At 28.6% G+C, this 17115-nt stretch carries 19 protein-coding genes; 8 read left to right on the top strand and 11 right to left on the bottom strand.

What is annotated here, in order from left to right; genetic code table 11:
• Positions 1-282 carry a DUF4834 family protein gene (locus ABHQ57_RS12205; protein WP_047789655.1) on the bottom strand — a complete coding sequence of 94 codons (282 nt, stop codon included), beginning with the start codon at positions 280-282 and terminating at the stop codon, positions 1-3.
• A 139-nt stretch (positions 283-421) separates the two neighbouring features.
• On the opposite strand from ABHQ57_RS12205, the gene ABHQ57_RS12200 reads away from it, so the two are divergent.
• From ABHQ57_RS12200 to ABHQ57_RS12170, 7 genes are all read left to right on the top strand, one after another.
• Complete coding sequence (locus ABHQ57_RS12200; RefSeq protein ID WP_167714040.1) at positions 422-1765, top strand: transporter; 1344 nt, start codon at positions 422-424, stop codon at positions 1763-1765.
• 18 nt (positions 1766-1783) lie between these two features.
• The gene (locus tag ABHQ57_RS12195) at positions 1784-2902 is read left to right on the top strand and encodes a hypothetical protein (RefSeq protein WP_047789654.1); all 1119 of its coding nucleotides are present in this window, start codon (positions 1784-1786) and stop codon (positions 2900-2902) included.
• Positions 2902-3612, top strand: a complete 711-nt coding sequence (locus ABHQ57_RS12190) for a 16S rRNA (uracil(1498)-N(3))-methyltransferase (protein ID WP_047789653.1) — start codon at positions 2902-2904, stop codon at positions 3610-3612. Before ABHQ57_RS12195 ends, ABHQ57_RS12190 begins: the two co-directional genes overlap by 1 nt.
• A gap of 40 nt (positions 3613-3652) precedes the next feature.
• Positions 3653-4828, top strand: a complete 1176-nt coding sequence (locus ABHQ57_RS12185; protein ID WP_159615506.1) for an AraC family transcriptional regulator — start codon at positions 3653-3655, stop codon at positions 4826-4828.
• 393 nt (positions 4829-5221) lie between these two features.
• On the top strand, positions 5222-5863 hold the full coding sequence (locus ABHQ57_RS12180; RefSeq protein WP_167714042.1) for a DUF4159 domain-containing protein: 642 nt from the start codon (positions 5222-5224) through the stop codon (positions 5861-5863).
• Positions 5847-6758, top strand: a complete 912-nt coding sequence (locus ABHQ57_RS12175) for a bile acid:sodium symporter family protein (protein WP_073183222.1) — start codon at positions 5847-5849, stop codon at positions 6756-6758. Before ABHQ57_RS12180 ends, ABHQ57_RS12175 begins: the two co-directional genes overlap by 17 nt.
• 3 nt (positions 6759-6761) lie before the next feature.
• Positions 6762-7808, top strand: a complete 1047-nt coding sequence (locus ABHQ57_RS12170) for a 1-acyl-sn-glycerol-3-phosphate acyltransferase (RefSeq protein WP_167714043.1) — start codon at positions 6762-6764, stop codon at positions 7806-7808.
• Here the strand turns inward: ABHQ57_RS12170 and ABHQ57_RS12165 are convergent.
• The 4 genes from ABHQ57_RS12165 to ABHQ57_RS12150 all read right to left on the bottom strand — a co-directional run bounded on the left by ABHQ57_RS12165 (position 7789) and on the right by ABHQ57_RS12150 (position 13097).
• The gene (locus tag ABHQ57_RS12165; protein ID WP_167714044.1) at positions 7789-10719 is read right to left on the bottom strand and encodes a glycoside hydrolase family 3 N-terminal domain-containing protein; all 2931 of its coding nucleotides are present in this window, start codon (positions 10717-10719) and stop codon (positions 7789-7791) included. The genes ABHQ57_RS12170 and ABHQ57_RS12165 overlap by 20 nt on opposite strands.
• A 69-nt stretch (positions 10720-10788) precedes the next feature.
• Positions 10789-11274: an ABC transporter ATPase gene (locus tag ABHQ57_RS12160; RefSeq protein ID WP_167714045.1), complete on the bottom strand. Its 486-nt coding sequence runs from the start codon at positions 11272-11274 to the stop codon at positions 10789-10791.
• 73 nt (positions 11275-11347) lie between these two features.
• The gene (locus tag ABHQ57_RS12155) at positions 11348-12175 is read right to left on the bottom strand and encodes a 3'-5' exonuclease (protein WP_125067922.1); all 828 of its coding nucleotides are present in this window, start codon (positions 12173-12175) and stop codon (positions 11348-11350) included.
• A gap of 67 nt (positions 12176-12242) precedes the next feature.
• Positions 12243-13097 (bottom strand): PPK2 family polyphosphate kinase, encoded by an 855-nt coding sequence (locus ABHQ57_RS12150; RefSeq protein WP_125067923.1) that lies wholly within the window; start codon positions 13095-13097, stop codon positions 12243-12245.
• A gap of 140 nt (positions 13098-13237) precedes the next feature.
• Between ABHQ57_RS12150 and ABHQ57_RS12145 the strand changes: the two genes are divergently transcribed.
• Positions 13238-13753 (top strand): flavodoxin family protein, encoded by a 516-nt coding sequence (locus ABHQ57_RS12145; protein WP_167714046.1) that lies wholly within the window; start codon positions 13238-13240, stop codon positions 13751-13753.
• Here the strand turns inward: ABHQ57_RS12145 and ABHQ57_RS12140 are convergent.
• From ABHQ57_RS12140 to ABHQ57_RS12115, 6 genes are read right to left on the bottom strand one after another with little or no spacing between them, the layout of a single operon-like run.
• Positions 13743-14498 carry a LytR/AlgR family response regulator transcription factor gene (locus ABHQ57_RS12140; protein ID WP_389863796.1) on the bottom strand — a complete coding sequence of 252 codons (756 nt, stop codon included), beginning with the start codon at positions 14496-14498 and terminating at the stop codon, positions 13743-13745. The genes ABHQ57_RS12145 and ABHQ57_RS12140 overlap by 11 nt on opposite strands.
• Before the next feature lie 26 nt (positions 14499-14524).
• Positions 14525-14833 (bottom strand): 2TM domain-containing protein, encoded by a 309-nt coding sequence (locus ABHQ57_RS12135; RefSeq protein ID WP_047789640.1) that lies wholly within the window; start codon positions 14831-14833, stop codon positions 14525-14527.
• Positions 14817-15158 (bottom strand): 2TM domain-containing protein, encoded by a 342-nt coding sequence (locus ABHQ57_RS12130; RefSeq protein ID WP_159615492.1) that lies wholly within the window; start codon positions 15156-15158, stop codon positions 14817-14819. The genes ABHQ57_RS12135 and ABHQ57_RS12130 overlap by 17 nt, the downstream gene beginning before the upstream one ends.
• A 1-nt stretch (position 15159) precedes the next feature.
• Positions 15160-15447, bottom strand: coding sequence for a 2TM domain-containing protein (locus ABHQ57_RS12125; RefSeq protein WP_047789638.1), 288 nt, complete (start codon positions 15445-15447; stop codon positions 15160-15162).
• The gene (locus ABHQ57_RS12120) at positions 15437-15733 is read right to left on the bottom strand and encodes a 2TM domain-containing protein (protein WP_047789637.1); all 297 of its coding nucleotides are present in this window, start codon (positions 15731-15733) and stop codon (positions 15437-15439) included. Before ABHQ57_RS12120 ends, ABHQ57_RS12125 begins: the two co-directional genes overlap by 11 nt.
• A 5-nt stretch (positions 15734-15738) precedes the next feature.
• Positions 15739-17091, bottom strand: a complete 1353-nt coding sequence (locus tag ABHQ57_RS12115; RefSeq protein WP_173360851.1) for a 2TM domain-containing protein — start codon at positions 17089-17091, stop codon at positions 15739-15741.
• Positions 17092-17115: the final 24 nt, after the last annotated feature.

Genomic DNA, 17115 nt, shown 5'->3' with positions numbered 1-17115 from the left:
TTAGTCTATTTCTTCATAGTCAACGTACTCGCCAACAGAATTATTACTTTCTTTAGAATTACTTGGCTTTTTATCAATAACAGTTTTTCCTACTTCAACATCAGATGCTTGTTGTTGGTTTCTATACTGTTGTTCAGCTTTCTTTTGTACTTTGTCTACTGCTTTTTTTATTAAGTATGGTCCAAAAAGTTTCGCTAAAAACTTAATAACGTAATAAACTAACAGAATAATTAATATGGTTTTTAAAAAATTCACAGGTCCAGCTTCATTTAAATATGTCATCTTTTTCTTAAAATAAAAAAATCAATCAAAAATAACAATTTGAAGCAAAAGGAAGCGTTAAGAGTTTACAAAACTTATATTATATAGGTAATTGTATTTTTACGTATGTTTGTACAACCTGAAAATTTGGATTTATTATATGATTAAGAAACTTCTTATCCTTTTTGTTTTTTGCTCTATTCTAACTACTAACGCGCAATATACACCTGTTATAAATTCAAATAAACCAGGTTTTTCTGAAAGTCCTTACAGTGTTGGCTCGGGAGTTTATCAATTTGAAACAAGTGTTTTTTATAGAAAAATGAATGCTACACCTACCTTTAGTAATCCTGAAGCTCTAGGTTTAAATTTATTTTTTAGAACTAGTTTTATTTCTGAAAAGCTAGAACTTAATTTTAATACTTCTTTACAAAGAGATAAAATAGCATTTAAAAATATTTTTGAATCATCATATAATAAAACAGGGTTAAGTCAATTTAGTCTGGGTGCAAAATATATGATTTATGCTCCTAAATATGATGATAAAAGCAAAGAAATAAGAAGTTGGAAAAAAAGACATTCTTTCGATTGGAAAAGGTGGATACCACACATTGGTGTTTCTGCTGGTATAAATATTGGAAGCTTTTTAACTGATTACCACGAAAGAGGAGGTTTTAGTCCTAAAGTTGGTATTTTATTGCAAAATGAGTTTTCTGACAAATTAAATGTAATTACTAACCTACATTATGATTATATTGGAACTGATTTTTCTCAACTTTCTTACATAGTAACAGGTACCTATAACTTTAATGATTATTGGTCTGGTTTTGCTGAAATACAAGGTATTTTTGAAGAATATGAGAAAAAAACTAATATAGGTGCGGGTGCCGCTTATCTTTTTAGTGAAAACTTACAATTCAATGCTTCTTTAAGGGCAAACTTACAACAAGATGAAATTGGTATATATAGTTCTTTAGGAGTATCATACAGACTTAATAGACATAAAGACGATTTTGTTGAAATAGATGAATTTGGAAACAAGATTGAAGAAGAAAAACCTGTTAAGTATGACGAGAATAGGAATTTCTTTGGTCGAATGTTTAGTAAAGTAGGAAAACTATTTTCTAAAAAAGAGAAGAGAAAAGTTGATTTAGATAATGGCTCAGGTAATGGAGAGCTTTTAAACGAAAAACCTAAGAGAGAGCGCCAAGGATCTTTGGTTGATATGATTGTTAAAGAAGATAAAAAACAAAAGAAAAAAACAGCTAAAGAAGAAAGAAAAGCTGCTAAAAAAGCTAAGAAAAAAGCCGAAAAAGAAGCGAAACGCAAAGAAAAAGAACGCTTAAAACTTGAGAAACAAATTAAAAAAGAAGAAGAAAAAGAGGCTAAGCGTAAAGAAAAAGAACGTTTAAAGCTTGAAAAAGAAATAAAAAAGCTAGAAGAAGAAATTAAAAAAGAAGAACAACAAGAGAAAGAAAAGGAAAAAGAAAAGGAGGATAATTAAAAGCCTTAAATTTGTAAAATGATTCAAATTAAAGAAATAACTACCAAAAAGGGAATGAAACAGTTTGTTAAGTTTCCTTTTTCTCTTTATAAAAACAATAAGTACTGGGTTCCTCCTATTATTAAGGATGAAATTGAAAGCTTTGACAAAAATAAAAATCCAGTTTTTGAACATGCCAACGCTCGTTTTTTCTTAGCCTTAAGAGATAATAAAATAGTTGGTAGAATTGTAGCTATTATCAATTCTTATGAAGTAGAAAAGCAGCATATAAAAAAAATACGTTTTGGCTGGTTTGATGTTATTGATAATATTGAAGTATCTAAAGCTTTACTAAATAAAGTTGCTGAAATAGGTCGCAAAAATAACTTAGAATACATAGAAGGTCCTGTTGGTTTTAATAATTTAGATAAAACAGGAGTTCTCATTGAAGGGTTTGACCACATTGGAACTATGATTACATGGTACAATCATCCTTATTATGCGAAACACCTAGAGCATTTAGGGTTTACTAAAGAAAAAGAATACATCGAAAGTATATTCTCTTTCAGTAACGTTGATATTAAGAAATATAGAAAGGCTAGTAATATAATTCAAAGGAGATACAACTTAACTCCTTTAAACTTTACTTCTACAGATAAAATTATGCCTTATGTTGATGAAATGTTTAACTTGTTTAGTAAAACATATTCCAAACTATCAACTTATGTACCTATTTCAGATGCTCAAATAGCTTATTTTAAAAAGAAATATATAAGCTTTATAAACCCTGAGTATATAAAATTTGTTGTTGACGAAAATCATAAACTAGTCGCATTTGCTATTGTTATGCCTTCTTTTTCTAAAGCTTTACAAAAAGCAAAAGGAAAACTTTTTCCTTTCGGAATTTTCCACTTGTTGAATGCAAGAAAAAACTCTAAAGATGTTACTTTTTATTTAATTGGAGTTGATCCCGAATATCAAAACAAAGGAGTTACAGCCATTATTTTTGAGCAATTTCATCCTATATTTTTGGCTAAAGGAATTCAAAACTGTATTAGAACCCCTGAACTTGAAGAAAATCATGCAATTCATCAAATTTGGAAAGATTTTAGTCCTAAAATTCACAAAAGAAGAAGAACATACAAACTCGATTTATAATGCAACTTTTTTATAATCCGGATTTATTAATCACTTCAAAAGAAATTACTTTCAACAAAGATGAAAGTCGTCATATAATTCGTGTTTTACGGAAAAAAGAAGGGGACATATTACATATCACCAATGGAAATGGTATTCTTTTTTTTGCTGAAATAATTATTGGAAATGATAAAAAGTGTATTGCCAAAATTATTAAATACGAAGAAAAACCTAGTACAAGAGATTATTATTTACACGTAGCTATAGCACCTACGAAAAACAACGATCGCTTAGAATGGTTTTTAGAAAAAGCTACAGAAATTGGTATTGATGAAATAACCCCTATTATTTGTAAAAACTCAGAAAGAAAAGTTGTAAAAGTTGACCGTTTAGAAAGAATTATACAATCTGCAATGAAACAATCACTACAATTTACATTGCCTAAACTTAACCCTCCAATAAATTTTTCTGACTTCATAAAAAATGATTTTTCAGAAGAAATTTTTATTGCTCATTGTGAAAATGATACTGAAAAAAAGTTTTTAAAAAACGTTGCTTCTCTAACATCAAAATATACAGTGCTTATTGGACCCGAAGGTGATTTTTCTCCTGAAGAAATACAAGAGTCATTAAACAAGAAATTCATCCCTATTTCTTTAGGAAAGAATAGACTTAGAACAGAAACCGCAGGCTTAAATGTAGTTCAAAGCATATCCTATTTACATCAATAATTCATTTTTCGTATATTTAACTCTTTTAAAGTGTTTTATTTTGACTACAGCAGATTTTTTTAATCTCTTTTTGTTAATTAGTGCCATTCATGGTTTTGCTTTTAGTATAATACTTTTTTGTTCTAAAAATGGACGAGAAAAAAGTATGATATACTTAAACCTTTTAATTTTGGCAATTTCTCTAAACAATATTCAATCTTGGGTTTTAGAAAAAGAATTATTTCAGCATAAGTTTGCTTTAGATTATGTACAAATACCTTGGCATTTTTTAGCAATGCCTTTTTTGTATATGTTTTTAATTCACTACCTAAACCTTGCTGAAAAGTCGTACAAAATATTAAAATTAATTATTCCTATTTTTTTTATTCTTATAATTAGCCAAATTAGCTTTGTTCTATATTACAGTGATTCTGCTTCAAGAGAGTATTTAAATTATACTTATGAACGGTATACCTCCATCGAGGAAATATTTAGCTTAACTACTTCGTTAAGTATTTTTTTTTATTCATTTTATATTTTATATAAGAAAGAAAAGCTCTTTCCTAAAATTTTATCATTTGATAATCTTAGATGGATTTATACTTTTTTTATTTTAACTTCAATTGGATATGCTCTTTGGATTTTAGCCTTAATTATTAAAGTAAAAATGAACTTTACCGGTTTCTTATTCTCTTATTACCCTTTAAGAGTTTACACTACTGTTTTAATTTACTGGTTAGGTTATCAAGGTTTAAGACAAATTCGTGTATTAAAAGAGCGTAAAAAAATTAGAGAATCTCTTTTAATTGATTTAAATGATGACTTTGGTATAGATTTAATTAATTTAAACACAAATAAATGTTTTTCTCAAAACCAAATAGACAAACAACAAGAACAGTTTAATGAAATAGACCAATTTATTAGATCAAAAAAGAAATATTTATTAAATAAATATACTTTACAAGACTTATCAAAAGATACTAAACTAAGTTCTAGTACTCTTTCTCTTATTATAAATAGTGTTGCTAAAAAGTCTTTTACTGATTACTTAAATGAAATGAGAGTAAATTTTGCTAAGACTCTTTTAGTTGATTCTGATTATGCTGACTATACAATAACTTCAATAGGCTTGGAATCTGGATTCAACTCTAAATCTACGTTTTATACCGTTTTTAAAAAGCATACAGGTTATACACCTGTTCAATTTAAAAACTTATCTGTAATTGTTTTAAATTAATTTTATAATCTTTTTATAAAAAGACAGTTCGAAAACATCCAAAATGGACGTTTTCGAACCCTTATATTTTACTCTTAAGCTATATTTGTGATGAGAAATTAAAAAATTAGTAATTGAAAATAGTTGAAGGGGTTTTCAATTTATAATGTGAAATTTCTAAAAAATTTATTGAGGTGTAATTTATTTCTCAATTACGAAGAAGAGGAAGCTATAGCTTAAAAACATCAATATTTATTATTGGTGTTTTTTTTTATTTAAGAACTACATAATACTTTATTAATTAGCTTTCATATTCAAAAGAATTATTTTTTTAAAGAAAAGAAGGCGATAACAAATTTATTAGTGTTTTTTTATTGTTGTTTTACTATATTGCTTTTAAATTCAAGTTAATTCATGAAAAACATCACCCTGCTTTTTATTTTTCTATTAAGTCAAAATATTTTTTCTCAAGAAATAGCTATTATACAATATAAAGGAGGTGGTGATTGGTATGCAAATCCTACAGCTTTACCTAACCTTGTAAAATTCACTAATCAAAACACGAAAACCCAGATTGACAAAAACATACAAAACATTACGCTAGACGACGAAACTATCTTTGACTACCCAATAGTTTTCATAACCGGACATGGTAATATTTTATTTACAAATAATGAAATTTCAATACTAAGAAGTTATCTTATTTCAGGAGGCTTTTTACATGTATCAGATAATTATGGTCTTGATAAATACATACGAAGAGAATTAAAAAAAGTTTTTCCTGAATTACAACTTCAAGAAATTCCCAGCAATCACCCTATTTATCATCAAACTTTTTCCTTTCCTAAAGGCTTGCCAAAAATTCACGAACATGATAAAAAACCTCCTCAAGGTTTTGGTTTGTTCTATGAAGGTAGACTTATAGTTTTTTATGATTACGAAAGTGATTTAAGTGATGGATGGGAAGATACTGCCGTACATAACAATCCAAAAGAAATTAGAACAAAAGCTCTACAAATGGGGGCTAACATAATAGAATATGCCTTTAAACATTAACACTTTACAAATTGATAGTATTAAGATTAATTTTGATACTGAAGCTTTATGGATGCTTAATGTTGCTCTAGCTATCATTATGTTTGGTATTGCTTTAGATATGAAGGTAGAGGATTTTAAAAGACTTATTAATGAACCTAAAATATTATTTGTTGGATTATTATCTCAGTTTATTTTACTTCCTTTTTTAACCTTTATCCTTATCAATATTATTAACCCATACCCTAGTTTTGCTTTAGGCATGATTATGATTGCTGCTTGCCCTGGAGGAAATGTTTCTAACTTTTTTAGTAAAATGGCAAAAGGCAACGCTGCATTATCTGTTAGTTTAACAGCATTTTCAACGATAATTTGTTTAGTAATGACCCCGTTAAACTTACAATTATGGGGTAGTTTATACGGGCCTACTAACGAAATTTTAAAAAGTGTTTCCTTAAACCCTTTTGAACTTTTTAAACTTGTCCTTCTTATTTTAGGAATTCCGATAGTTTTAGGAATGTTAGTTAATCACTATCATCATGAAATGGCTAAAAAAATCAATAAACTTTTACGTCCATTTTCTATTTTCTTTTTCCTTTTATTAATTGTAATAGCCCTTTATGATAACGCTGATGTTTTTAAAGACTATATACATCTAGTTTTATTTCTTGTAATATTTCATAATATTTATGCGTTTATTATAGGTTATGTAACAGCTAAATCTTTTAAATTAAATAAAAAAGATTCTAAAACTATTTCTATGGAAACAGGAATACAAAATGGTGGTTTAGGGTTATTACTTATTTTTAGCTTTTTTGATGGCCTAGGAGGAATGGCCCTTCTTGCTGCGTTTTGGGGTGTTTGGGATATTTTTTCAGGAATAATGTTAGCTACTTACTGGGGAAGAAATAAATAATACATGAAAACACTGTTGTACTACTTTTTTAAAGCTTTTGTAAAAACTGGCTTATTCTTTTACTCTAAAAAGACAACGATTATTGGAAGTGAGCATATTCCCAAAAAAGAAGCCGTGATCTTTACAGCTAATCACCCAAATGGCTTAATTGATCCTATACTTATAGCTACACATATAAAAAGAAGAACAAACTTTTTAGTGCGTGCAGCTGTATTTAACAACCCTATTATTGCTAAGTTTTTCAACTCGCTTGGAATGATGCCTATTTATCGTATTAGAGACGGTGTACAACAACTTAGTAAGAATGAAGAAATTTTTAATAAATGTCAACTCCTTTTAAAAAATAATAAAACTTTACTAATCTTTCCTGAAGGAACACACAAAAAAGACAGAGCTATTAGACCACTTAGTAAAGGCTTTACAAGAATTATTTTTAAAACTTTAGATAATTTCCCTGACACTCGAATAAATATTATTCCAGTAGGAATTACATATCAAAACGTATCTAGCTACCCTTCAAAAACTGCTATCCATTTTGGTTCTCCAATTTTGGCTAACGATTATTACGACAAACAAAACATAAATAAATCTGTAAAACACATAAAAGAGCTTGTTTCAAATCAATTAGAAAACTCATCTGTTCATATAGAACAAAATGAAAGTTATGAAACTACCTTAGCTAATTTAAATAATGCTCAAGTAGATTTTACTAAAATTGATGAAATAAACAGTATTGTAAGAAATAAAAAGGTACTTGTACAAAAAAAGCGTAGTATTAACTACGCTCTCCCTTTATTCTTTTTAATTGTTTTAAATAGTTTAGTTCCATATTCAATTTGGAAATTTTTAAGTAGAAAAATCGATGAAATAGAGTTTATAGATACCTTTAGATTTGGTGTAAACGCTATTTTATTTCCTTCCTTTTATTGTATACAAAGTTGGATAATATCTATATTTTGGGGTTGGAAAATAGCTTTAATCTACTTTTTCACTTCCTTTTTACTTATTCTTTTATATACCAAATTATCACCTACTCCACCATCAAAATAGCATCTTGAATATCTTGTTGAATTTTGGTACGTATATTACTTTTTACTAAACCATAATTTCTCATTGTTGGATAAATTCTGTTTGATAAAAACACATACACGACACCTGTTGCTGGGTCTGCCCAAGTATACGTTCCAGTAAAACCACTATGTCCAAAACTCACATCCGAAACACAGCCACAAGTTGCTTTTACTTTGGGGTTTAATTGTGGTTTATCAAAACCTAACCCCCTACGTACTCTTTTGTTTTCATAATAGCGTTTATTAAACTTATGCACTGTTTCTGGCTCTAAGTACTTCTTTCCTCCATAAGATCCATCCTGTAAAAACATTTGCATAATTTTAGCTACATCATTTGCATTTGCAAACAACCCTGCATGCCCTCCTACTCCACCTAACATAGCTGCTCCCATGTCGTGAACATAACCATGAACTAATTGATGTCTAAAATAATTGTCTCTTTCTGTGGGTACAATTTCATCTTTAGTAAACTTATTTAAAGGTAAGTATGTCATTCTATCTGCCCCAATAGGTTGATAAAACTGTTCTTCAACCAGTTTATTTAAAGGTCTTTTATATTTTCTTTCTATAATTTCTTTAAAAATATAGTAGCCTAAATCACTATACTTATATCCTACTCTTTTTCGTTGTTCAGAATCAACTATTTGTTTATAAATTGAATCTTTATATTCTTTAGCTAAGTATAAATTTCTTGCTACTTTTATACTAAACCTTGAAGTTCGGTTTTTTCTATAAAACTGTGTAGAATTTTTTCCTGTTACACTGTCTTTAGTATGCAAATAAAATGGAATCCAAGCACGTAAACGTCCATAATGGGATAATACTTCTTTTAATAACAAAGTGTCTTTATTCGATTTACTATACCTTGGTAATACATCTCCCAAGTTTGAAAATAAACTAATTTTTCTTTCTTCTTCTGCTTTCATTATCATGGGTAACGAAGCTAAAATTTTAGTTAAAGAAGCTAAATCGTAAATATCTGAATTCCTAACTGGTTTATTTTTTGCTAAGGTATGATAACCAAAACTTTTATTATAAATTACTTTTCCATCTTTGGCTACTAAAATTTGTCCACCAGGAGCCATCTTTTCTTGTAAAATTGTATCAATTCTTTTATCAATAATTGAAAGTTTTTCTGAAGAAACTCCAGCTTCTTCAGGAATTGTGTATTGTAACACATCCAACCCATCTACCAATAATCCATCCCCTGCTTTAAACTCATTTTTTATAGATACTGGCAACTTTCCTTTTAAATTAAAAGCTCCAAAAAGGGCTTGCGCTGATAGCTCTTGAGCTAACTTACTATTTTGATATGACATTACAACTCCTTCTATGTTAGTAAAAGAAGGAACTTGAAGTAGACTATATGGACTAGCAAAAACATCTAAAATAACTTTATGGTTCCTTGCTATTTCTTGTAACCATACAAGGTCTTTATTAGAAAACTTGTAACCTTTCCAAGGGTTTTTATTTGATTTATGAAAACCTATAACTATAAGGTTGTACTTTTCTAACTTCTTGTTCAATACACTTAAATGCTTATCAGAAACCTTATCTACTTTCGTATAGTTTTTAAGCATTTCATAGAAATCTGATCCAGTATCACTTCCCAAAGAAATGTAAGCTACTTTTTTATCCTTAAGGTTGTTAATTGGTAAAATTCCTCCTTCATTTTTTAGAACTGTAATAGCGTTTTTTATCAATTTACGATGTAAAACCTCATCATAAGGGGTATTTATATCTTTTACAACTTTTTCTGTAGTAATAGGCTTATACTTGTTTAACCCTACTAAGTATTTTGCCTTTAAAATCTTTTTAACTGAATGATTTAATCGCTCTTCTGTTAATTTTCCTTCCAATAGGGCTTTCTTAATCAACCTAATTGATTCAGGGACATCTTGAGGAATCAACAACATATCGTTTCCTGCCAAAATTGCTGCTAAGTCTATTTCTGCTGGTGTTGAATAATTTGCAGCTCCTTTCATATTCAATCCATCCGTGATAATCAACCCTTTAAAGCCTAACTGATCTTGTAACAGATTGGTTACAATACTTTTTGATAATGATGATGGTAATTTTGGATTCGTTTCTAAAGCTGGAATACTCAAGTGCGCTGTCATTACACTTCCTACACCTGCTTTAAATATTTTTTTGAATGGATATAACTCTATTGAATCTAGTCGTTCTTTACTAAAATTAATTGTTGGTAACGTGTGGTGAGAATCTGCTTCCGTATCTCCGTGTCCTGGAAAGTGTTTTGCATTCGCTAACACTCCTACCTCTTGCATTCCTTTGGTAAATGCTATTGATTTTTCTGCTACATTTTCTTTATCTTCTCCAAAAGAACGGTTTCCTATAATTGGGTTATCAGGATTCGTGTTTATATCTACAACTGGAGCAAAATTTATATGAATTCCAACTCGTTTACAGTGTTCTCCAATTCTTTTACCCACTTCCTGAAGTAAAACCGTGTCCTGAATAGCCCCTAATGTCATGTTCCAAGGAAAACGATACGTGTTTTTCAAACGCATATCCAAGCCCCATTCGCCATCAAAACCAACCATTAAAGGTATTTTTGCTAATTCTTGATATTTATTGTTTAAAACTACTTGTTTATCAGGTGTTCCTTGCATAAAAATAATATTTCCTACATGGTATTTTGTAACCATATTAGAAATAAAATCTTCGTGTTTTTTATCTTTATTTGAATATGCTTGTATCATAAACAACTGTCCTATTTTTTCATCAACAGACATAGTTTTCATGATACTATCTACCCATACATTTTGTGTTATAGAATCTTTTGCCAATAAAGGGTTTACTCCTTGGACTTGGGCTTGAATTATTTGTATAAAAACAAACGTTATTAATGTTAATACTTTTCTTTTCATATATTATCCCTTAACAAGCCTTACAAAAAACATGTAAGGCTTTAACATCTTTTTTTATAAAATCAATAGTTATACCAAAAATCGTGCATGCCAACTCTGGTTTGCTGGCACTTCCCATTTTGTTTCAAAATCTTCTTTAGTATTTACCATATTATTAAAAACAACCGTTTTAGCGGTTATTTTTTGTTCTTTGGCAAAATTTTGGAACTCTGGTAGTTTTACGATATTAATATTATCTCCATCTTTAAAAGAAATATTCATTTTATCCATTAAGTCTAATTCTAACTCTTTTTCTAACTCCTTTATAAAACGCACAGAAGCATCAATTGAACAACCAGAAACATTGTTGAAGCCTTCATCTACTGCCAATACTAAAAACTGATTATATTTAATAGTAAATGATCCTTTTAAATCGTCTCCATGACGCGTCCAATTATCAATAAAAAGTAATGCTTTTGCACTGATAAGCTCTACCTCCTCTTGTGTAAATTCTCTGTTTGATTGATACACCCAAACTCTTGCGTTTTGGGGTAATTCCTTATATTCTGTAAACATTTTTACTGTATTTGTTTCGTATTATCTAAATTAAAGAACAACTGAGATAATTACTAAAAATAGATGTTAAAGATTATCTTAAATTAAACTTTTGTTGTAAAGCTTGTAGCTTTTCTTCATCAGTCATCGTATCTTTCGGTGCCGACATTCGTTCTTTTATTTCTTTTAAAACCTTTTTTGTGTACAAAGGAAAATCAGCATTCTGAATCCAAGCATTGTATCCTGGGTTTTCTTTAAATACTTCTTCAACAGTTCTTCCCTTATACTTTCCAAAAGAAAAAATTTCTTGATCTTTATCATTAAATAAAATAAACCCTGCAAAATCTGCTCTTTTTCCGTGGGTTGAAAATTCACTCAATGCTTCTACTGAGTTTTCTAAATCTTCATATTTTTCAACCTGTGCTAATAAAATTTCATAGGTTGCCTTTGTATCCGCTTCTGCTCCATGCGCTCCTACTAACTCTTTTCCACAATAAAATTGATATCCAGCACTTAGTGTTCGCTGTTCTTTTTTATGAAAAATAGTTTGTACATCAACTGCTTTTCTATTATTCATATTAAAATCAATTCCTGCTCGCAGCAGCTCTTCTGCTAATAAAGGAATATCAAATCGATTAGAGTTAAATCCTGCTAAATCTGCATCACCTATTAACTCATTAATTTGCGGTGCTAATTCTTTAAAAGTTGGCTCAGTAACTACTTTTTCGTTTGTAATTCCGTGAATTTCTGAAGCTTCTTTGGGTATTTCTATTTCTGGGTTTACCAACCATGTTTTACTTTCTTTATTTCCATTAGGAAACACTTTTAAAATAGATATCTCAACTACTCTATCTTTAGCAATGTTTATTCCTGTTGTTTCTAAATCAAAAAATACGATTGGTTTTGTTAAATTTAAATTCATTTTTTGTAGTGCTTAAAGACAATATTCTATTTACTTTACATATATCTATTATTGTCTTTTCTATATATTATTCGTTCGTTAATTCTTTTTTAAATTCATCTATTTGGTCTAACACTTTCTTTGGAAGTGTAGGCTCTTTAAAATTATATTTTTCTAATTCTTTTTCTAATGTTTTTGCTACAATGTAACGTGCTGTAGTTTTATCATCTGCAGGTATTACATACCAAGGAGCATAATTTGTTGATGTTCTCAACAACATATCTTCATAACACTCTTGATATTTATCCCATAACTTTCGTTCTTTTAAATCACCCGCAGAAAATTTCCAGTTTTTTTCTGGAATATTTAACCTACGTAATAACCTGTTTTTCTGTTCTTCTTTAGATATATTTAAAAAAAACTTTAAAATAATTGTTCCGTTTTCAGATATATGCCTTTCAAACTGATTAATACGCTCCATTCTATCATGATAAAAAGTATCATTTAAATCATCAACGTTATTTACTGTGGGAATATTTTCGGCAAAAACATACTCTGGATGCACTCTTGTTACCAAAACATTCTCATAATGTGTACGATTAAAAACTCCTATTTTTCCTTTAGCAGGCAAGGCTATATAATGACGCCATAAAAAATCATGTTTTAATTCTAATTCTGTTGGTACTTTAAAGCTATGCACTACTACTCCACGTGCATTAACATCTTTAAAAACTTCTCGAATTAAACTATCTTTACCGGCTGTATCCATTCCTTGTAAACACAATAAAACACTATACTTACCTTCTGCGTACATTGTATCTTGTAAATCACTAATTTTTTTTCTTGATTTTTTCAGCTTCTTCTTAGCATTATCAACAACTTCTTTAGTAGAAAATTCATTTAACTTTCTTTTTTTAGAAAATATGTAGGCATTTGTGTTCATCCGCTTTTTTTATAGCATAAAAGTACAAAAATATAGACTTCTTCTATTGATTTTTTCTTGGTTATTATCAAATATTACAATTAAATCCAAGATATTCTTTTATTTATTTTTTTGAGCTTTACTTCCAAATAAATGACAGAATGAATAAAACAGTTATTATACAAGCAAGTTCTAAAAGTGTAGGAAACACAAACAAAGTGGTTAATTACCTCAACAGCAATGAGTCTTTTGATTTTATCGATTTAAAAATAAAAAAAATTGGTGTATTTGAATATGATTTTAGCAATTCTGATGATGATTTTATCCCTCTTATAGAAGAAATTGTTAGTAAATACAATACACTAATATTTGCCACCCCTGTATATTGGTATAGTATGAGTGCTACGCTGAAAATATTTTTTGATAGATTGTCAGACTTGTTACATTATAAAAAAGATTTAGGAAGACAGTTACGAGGTAAAAATATGGCTATGATTAGTAATTCTGGTGACAACGATCTTAGAGATGGCTTTGAAATGCCTTTTATTGAAAGTGCAAAATATTTAGGCATGAACTACTTTGGTAGTACTCATGCTTGGTTTACTGAAGACGGAAATAATATACATCCTGAAGCTAAAGTTAAAATTGATTCTTTTAGAAAAATACTTACTCAATAAAGCACTTAAAATCTTTAACTCGCTCTCTGCTTACAATTATTTCAGTATCATCGTAAGATTGCAACTTTAATTGTAAGCGTGAGTTGGTATAAGAAACAATATCTTTTATCGCATTTATGTGTACTATAAATGTTCTATTTACCCTAAAAAATTGCTCGGGGTCTAACTCTCCTTGCCAATATTCTAAAGAGTTATCTATTAAATAATTTCTATTAGCATTTGTATGTATGTAAGTTGCTTTATTTTCTGAGTAAAAACATTCAATATCTTCTGTATTGATAATTTTTAAGTGCTGTCCCACTTTTATAGTAAATCGCTTTTTATATTTTCTATCAACTGGGTTAATCAACAACTTACGAATGTCATCTATATTAACCTGTATATTACTTTGTATAGGTTGATGCTCTTTAAATTTATTTACTGCTATTGTTAACTCATCTTCATCTATTGGTTTTAACAAATAGTCTATAGAATTTAACTTGAATGCTTTTAATGCATACTCATCATAAGCCGTTGTAAAAATGATAGCTGATTTTACAGTAACTTCTTCAAAAATTTCAAATGATAATCCATCTGAAAGTTGAATATCTAAAAAAATTAAATCAGGATGAGAATTGTTTTGAAACCAGTTAATCGACTCTTCTACTGAGTGCAACATTTGTTGAACTTCTATATCTAATTCAGCTAACATTCTACTTAACCGTCTTGCAGCTGGCTTTTCGTCTTCAATAATTATAACATTCATAGTTTGGTTTGGTCTATTTTTAGCAATTACTTGTTCATGTATTCTTTAATCTTTCGCTCTTCCCATTTTTTAGAAAAAAGTTTTCCTTTTGAAAAAACATTAAATCCGTGTAAAAATACTATAACTCCCCACCAAAAGAACAAATTATAGTTATTTACATCTAAAAAAGCTTCCATTACTGATTCGTCTCCATAAACAATATCTTTATATATTCTTCTTCCTATAAAAATTAAGTTTATTAGTATGTAAAACACTAAATGTTTGTAGAACTTTTTAATTTCATCTACTCTTTTTTGAGCTCTTATATATTGTTGTTCTCTATTTATAGTTTCCATTTTCTCTCTTTTTTAGTTCATCTAGATACTCTTGTATTTTGCGTTGTTCCCAATCTTTATTAAAAAATATATTAGTTCCAAATACTCCTAACCAATGAAAAAAAACTCCAATCCCCCAAAAAACCCAAGTAGCATATACACCAAAATTGCTTATTGCTTTGATAAAAGTTAACCTGTCCTCATTCATCAACCCCATAATAATTACGACTGAAATAAATACATTCACAATTATATATGCTGCTAAATGCCAATAAAATCCTTTTATTTTTTCTACTCTTTTTTTGGCTAGTAAATATTTATGTTCTTCTTTATAATCATTTTCCATACTAATCCTTTTTATTTAAGTATTCCTTTATCTTCTTCTCCTCCCAATCTTTTCCAAGCCCTAAAATGTTAACACCAAAAACTAGCATCCAATGAATAAAAGTCACTAGTACTATTCCTATAACAGGAAACCAAAACCAATGATAATAAGGTGAGAATTTTAAATTCACTAAAACAATAATAATCACTGAAATGATATTTACTAAAGCATGAGCATAAAACCCTTTTACTTGTTTTACTTTCTTTTTAGCCTCTAAATACTTTTTTTCTTCTCTATAATTACCTTCCATTGTTATTGTTTTCTAAAAATTCTTTAATCTTACGTTCTTCCCAATCTTTTCCTAAGCCTATTTTTTCTATTCCAAAAATGCCCAACCAATGAAAAAAAACTCCAATTAACATTCCTATTATTGGATAATAAAACCAATGATAACTTGGCACAAACTTTAAGTTTATAAAAATTAAAACTGGAATGATTAATACAGTGACTATAAGATGAATGTAAAACCCTTTGATTTTCTCTACTCTCTTTTTTGCTTTTGCATATTTGTAAGCTGTTGTGTATTCTTTTTCCATCTCATTTATAATTTTTTATCATCATTCATTAACTCCTTAATCTTGCGTTCTTCCCAATTTTTACCTAAGAATAAATTATAATTATTTACTTCTAAATAATGAAAAATTAATCCTATCCCCCAACCTATCATAGGAAACCAAAACCATTGAAACTTTGAATATGTTTTGAGGTTTATAAAAATTAAAAAAGGAATAACTATACAATACGAAACTAAGTTTTGATAAAACTCTTTTAGTTTTTCTACCTTTTCTACTGCTTTTACATAATTACTGTTTTCTAAACTTTTTGTATCCATGATACTATCTTTTATATTAATTAACAGCGGTAAACACACTGTGAATATTTTATTATTATTAATTATTTGAATATTTCTATCGGTTATTAAACCGTAACGATCTGCTATATTTCTTAATCCTACTTTTGTACTTTTTCCTATAGCCTCTTTCGGATTAACGTTGTTTTGAATCTTTAAAAAACCTTCTTCTTCAAAAATGTTTATTTCTAAGGGTTTATTTGAAGAAACTACATTGTGTTTTACTGCATTTTCTAATAATAATTGAAGAGATAGAGGAACTATTTTTAAATCTGAATTACTTACTTCTTCTGGAATATAAAATTGAATAGCTTCTTCAAAACGCATTTGTAATAACTCCATATACGTCTTAGCAAATTGTAATTCTTCTTGTATAGGCACCAATTCTTTATTACGTTGTTCTAGTACATATCTATACACTTTAGATAACTTTGTTGTAAACTTCTCTGCTTGTTTTGGATTTTCGCTTATTAAAGAGGTTAGTACATTTAAACTATTAAACAAAAAATGTGGGTCTATTTGATTCTTTAATGTTTCAAATTTTGCTGTTTCTGTTTTAGCTACTATTTCATGCTGTGTTGTTTCTTCTTTTACAGACGCTTTCCAGTTTACCATAAAATCTTTGGCATGAAAAAACACGGCTATCGCTAACGATAATATGATTGCAAATAAATGCATCCATAAAAATTGTCCATTAAAGAAGTTATCTATATTATTATTAAAAATTACAAAGTACTGTACGTAATGGATTAATAATACAGCTACAGTTGTATAGCTTATTGTTGCTATGATTCCTGCCCAAACTCTTTGATTGGTTTGCAAAACCCAATCCCACTTTTTACTTAAATAACCATTAATAATTCCATTACCTAACCCCAGAACAAAAGAATACATTCCTGAAAACAAAAACACTAATCCAGCTTCTTTTAATGTAAAAGCCTGATTTATTATAGTAAAAACAACACCAAAAATAATTGTAAGCTTTAAGCAAATCCAAATATCATTCTTCAAATTATTAAATGTTTTTTTTACTGGTGTTTTCATTCTTTATGCTTATTATATTTAAAG

Origin of the sequence: Tenacibaculum sp. ZH5_bin.1 (assembly GCF_042865525.1) — a bacterium.
In the GTDB taxonomy this organism is placed as follows: domain Bacteria; phylum Bacteroidota; class Bacteroidia; order Flavobacteriales; family Flavobacteriaceae; genus Polaribacter; species Polaribacter mesophilus.
The sequence above is the reverse complement of the archived record's forward strand: the minus strand, read 5'-3'. Positions and strand labels throughout refer to the sequence as shown.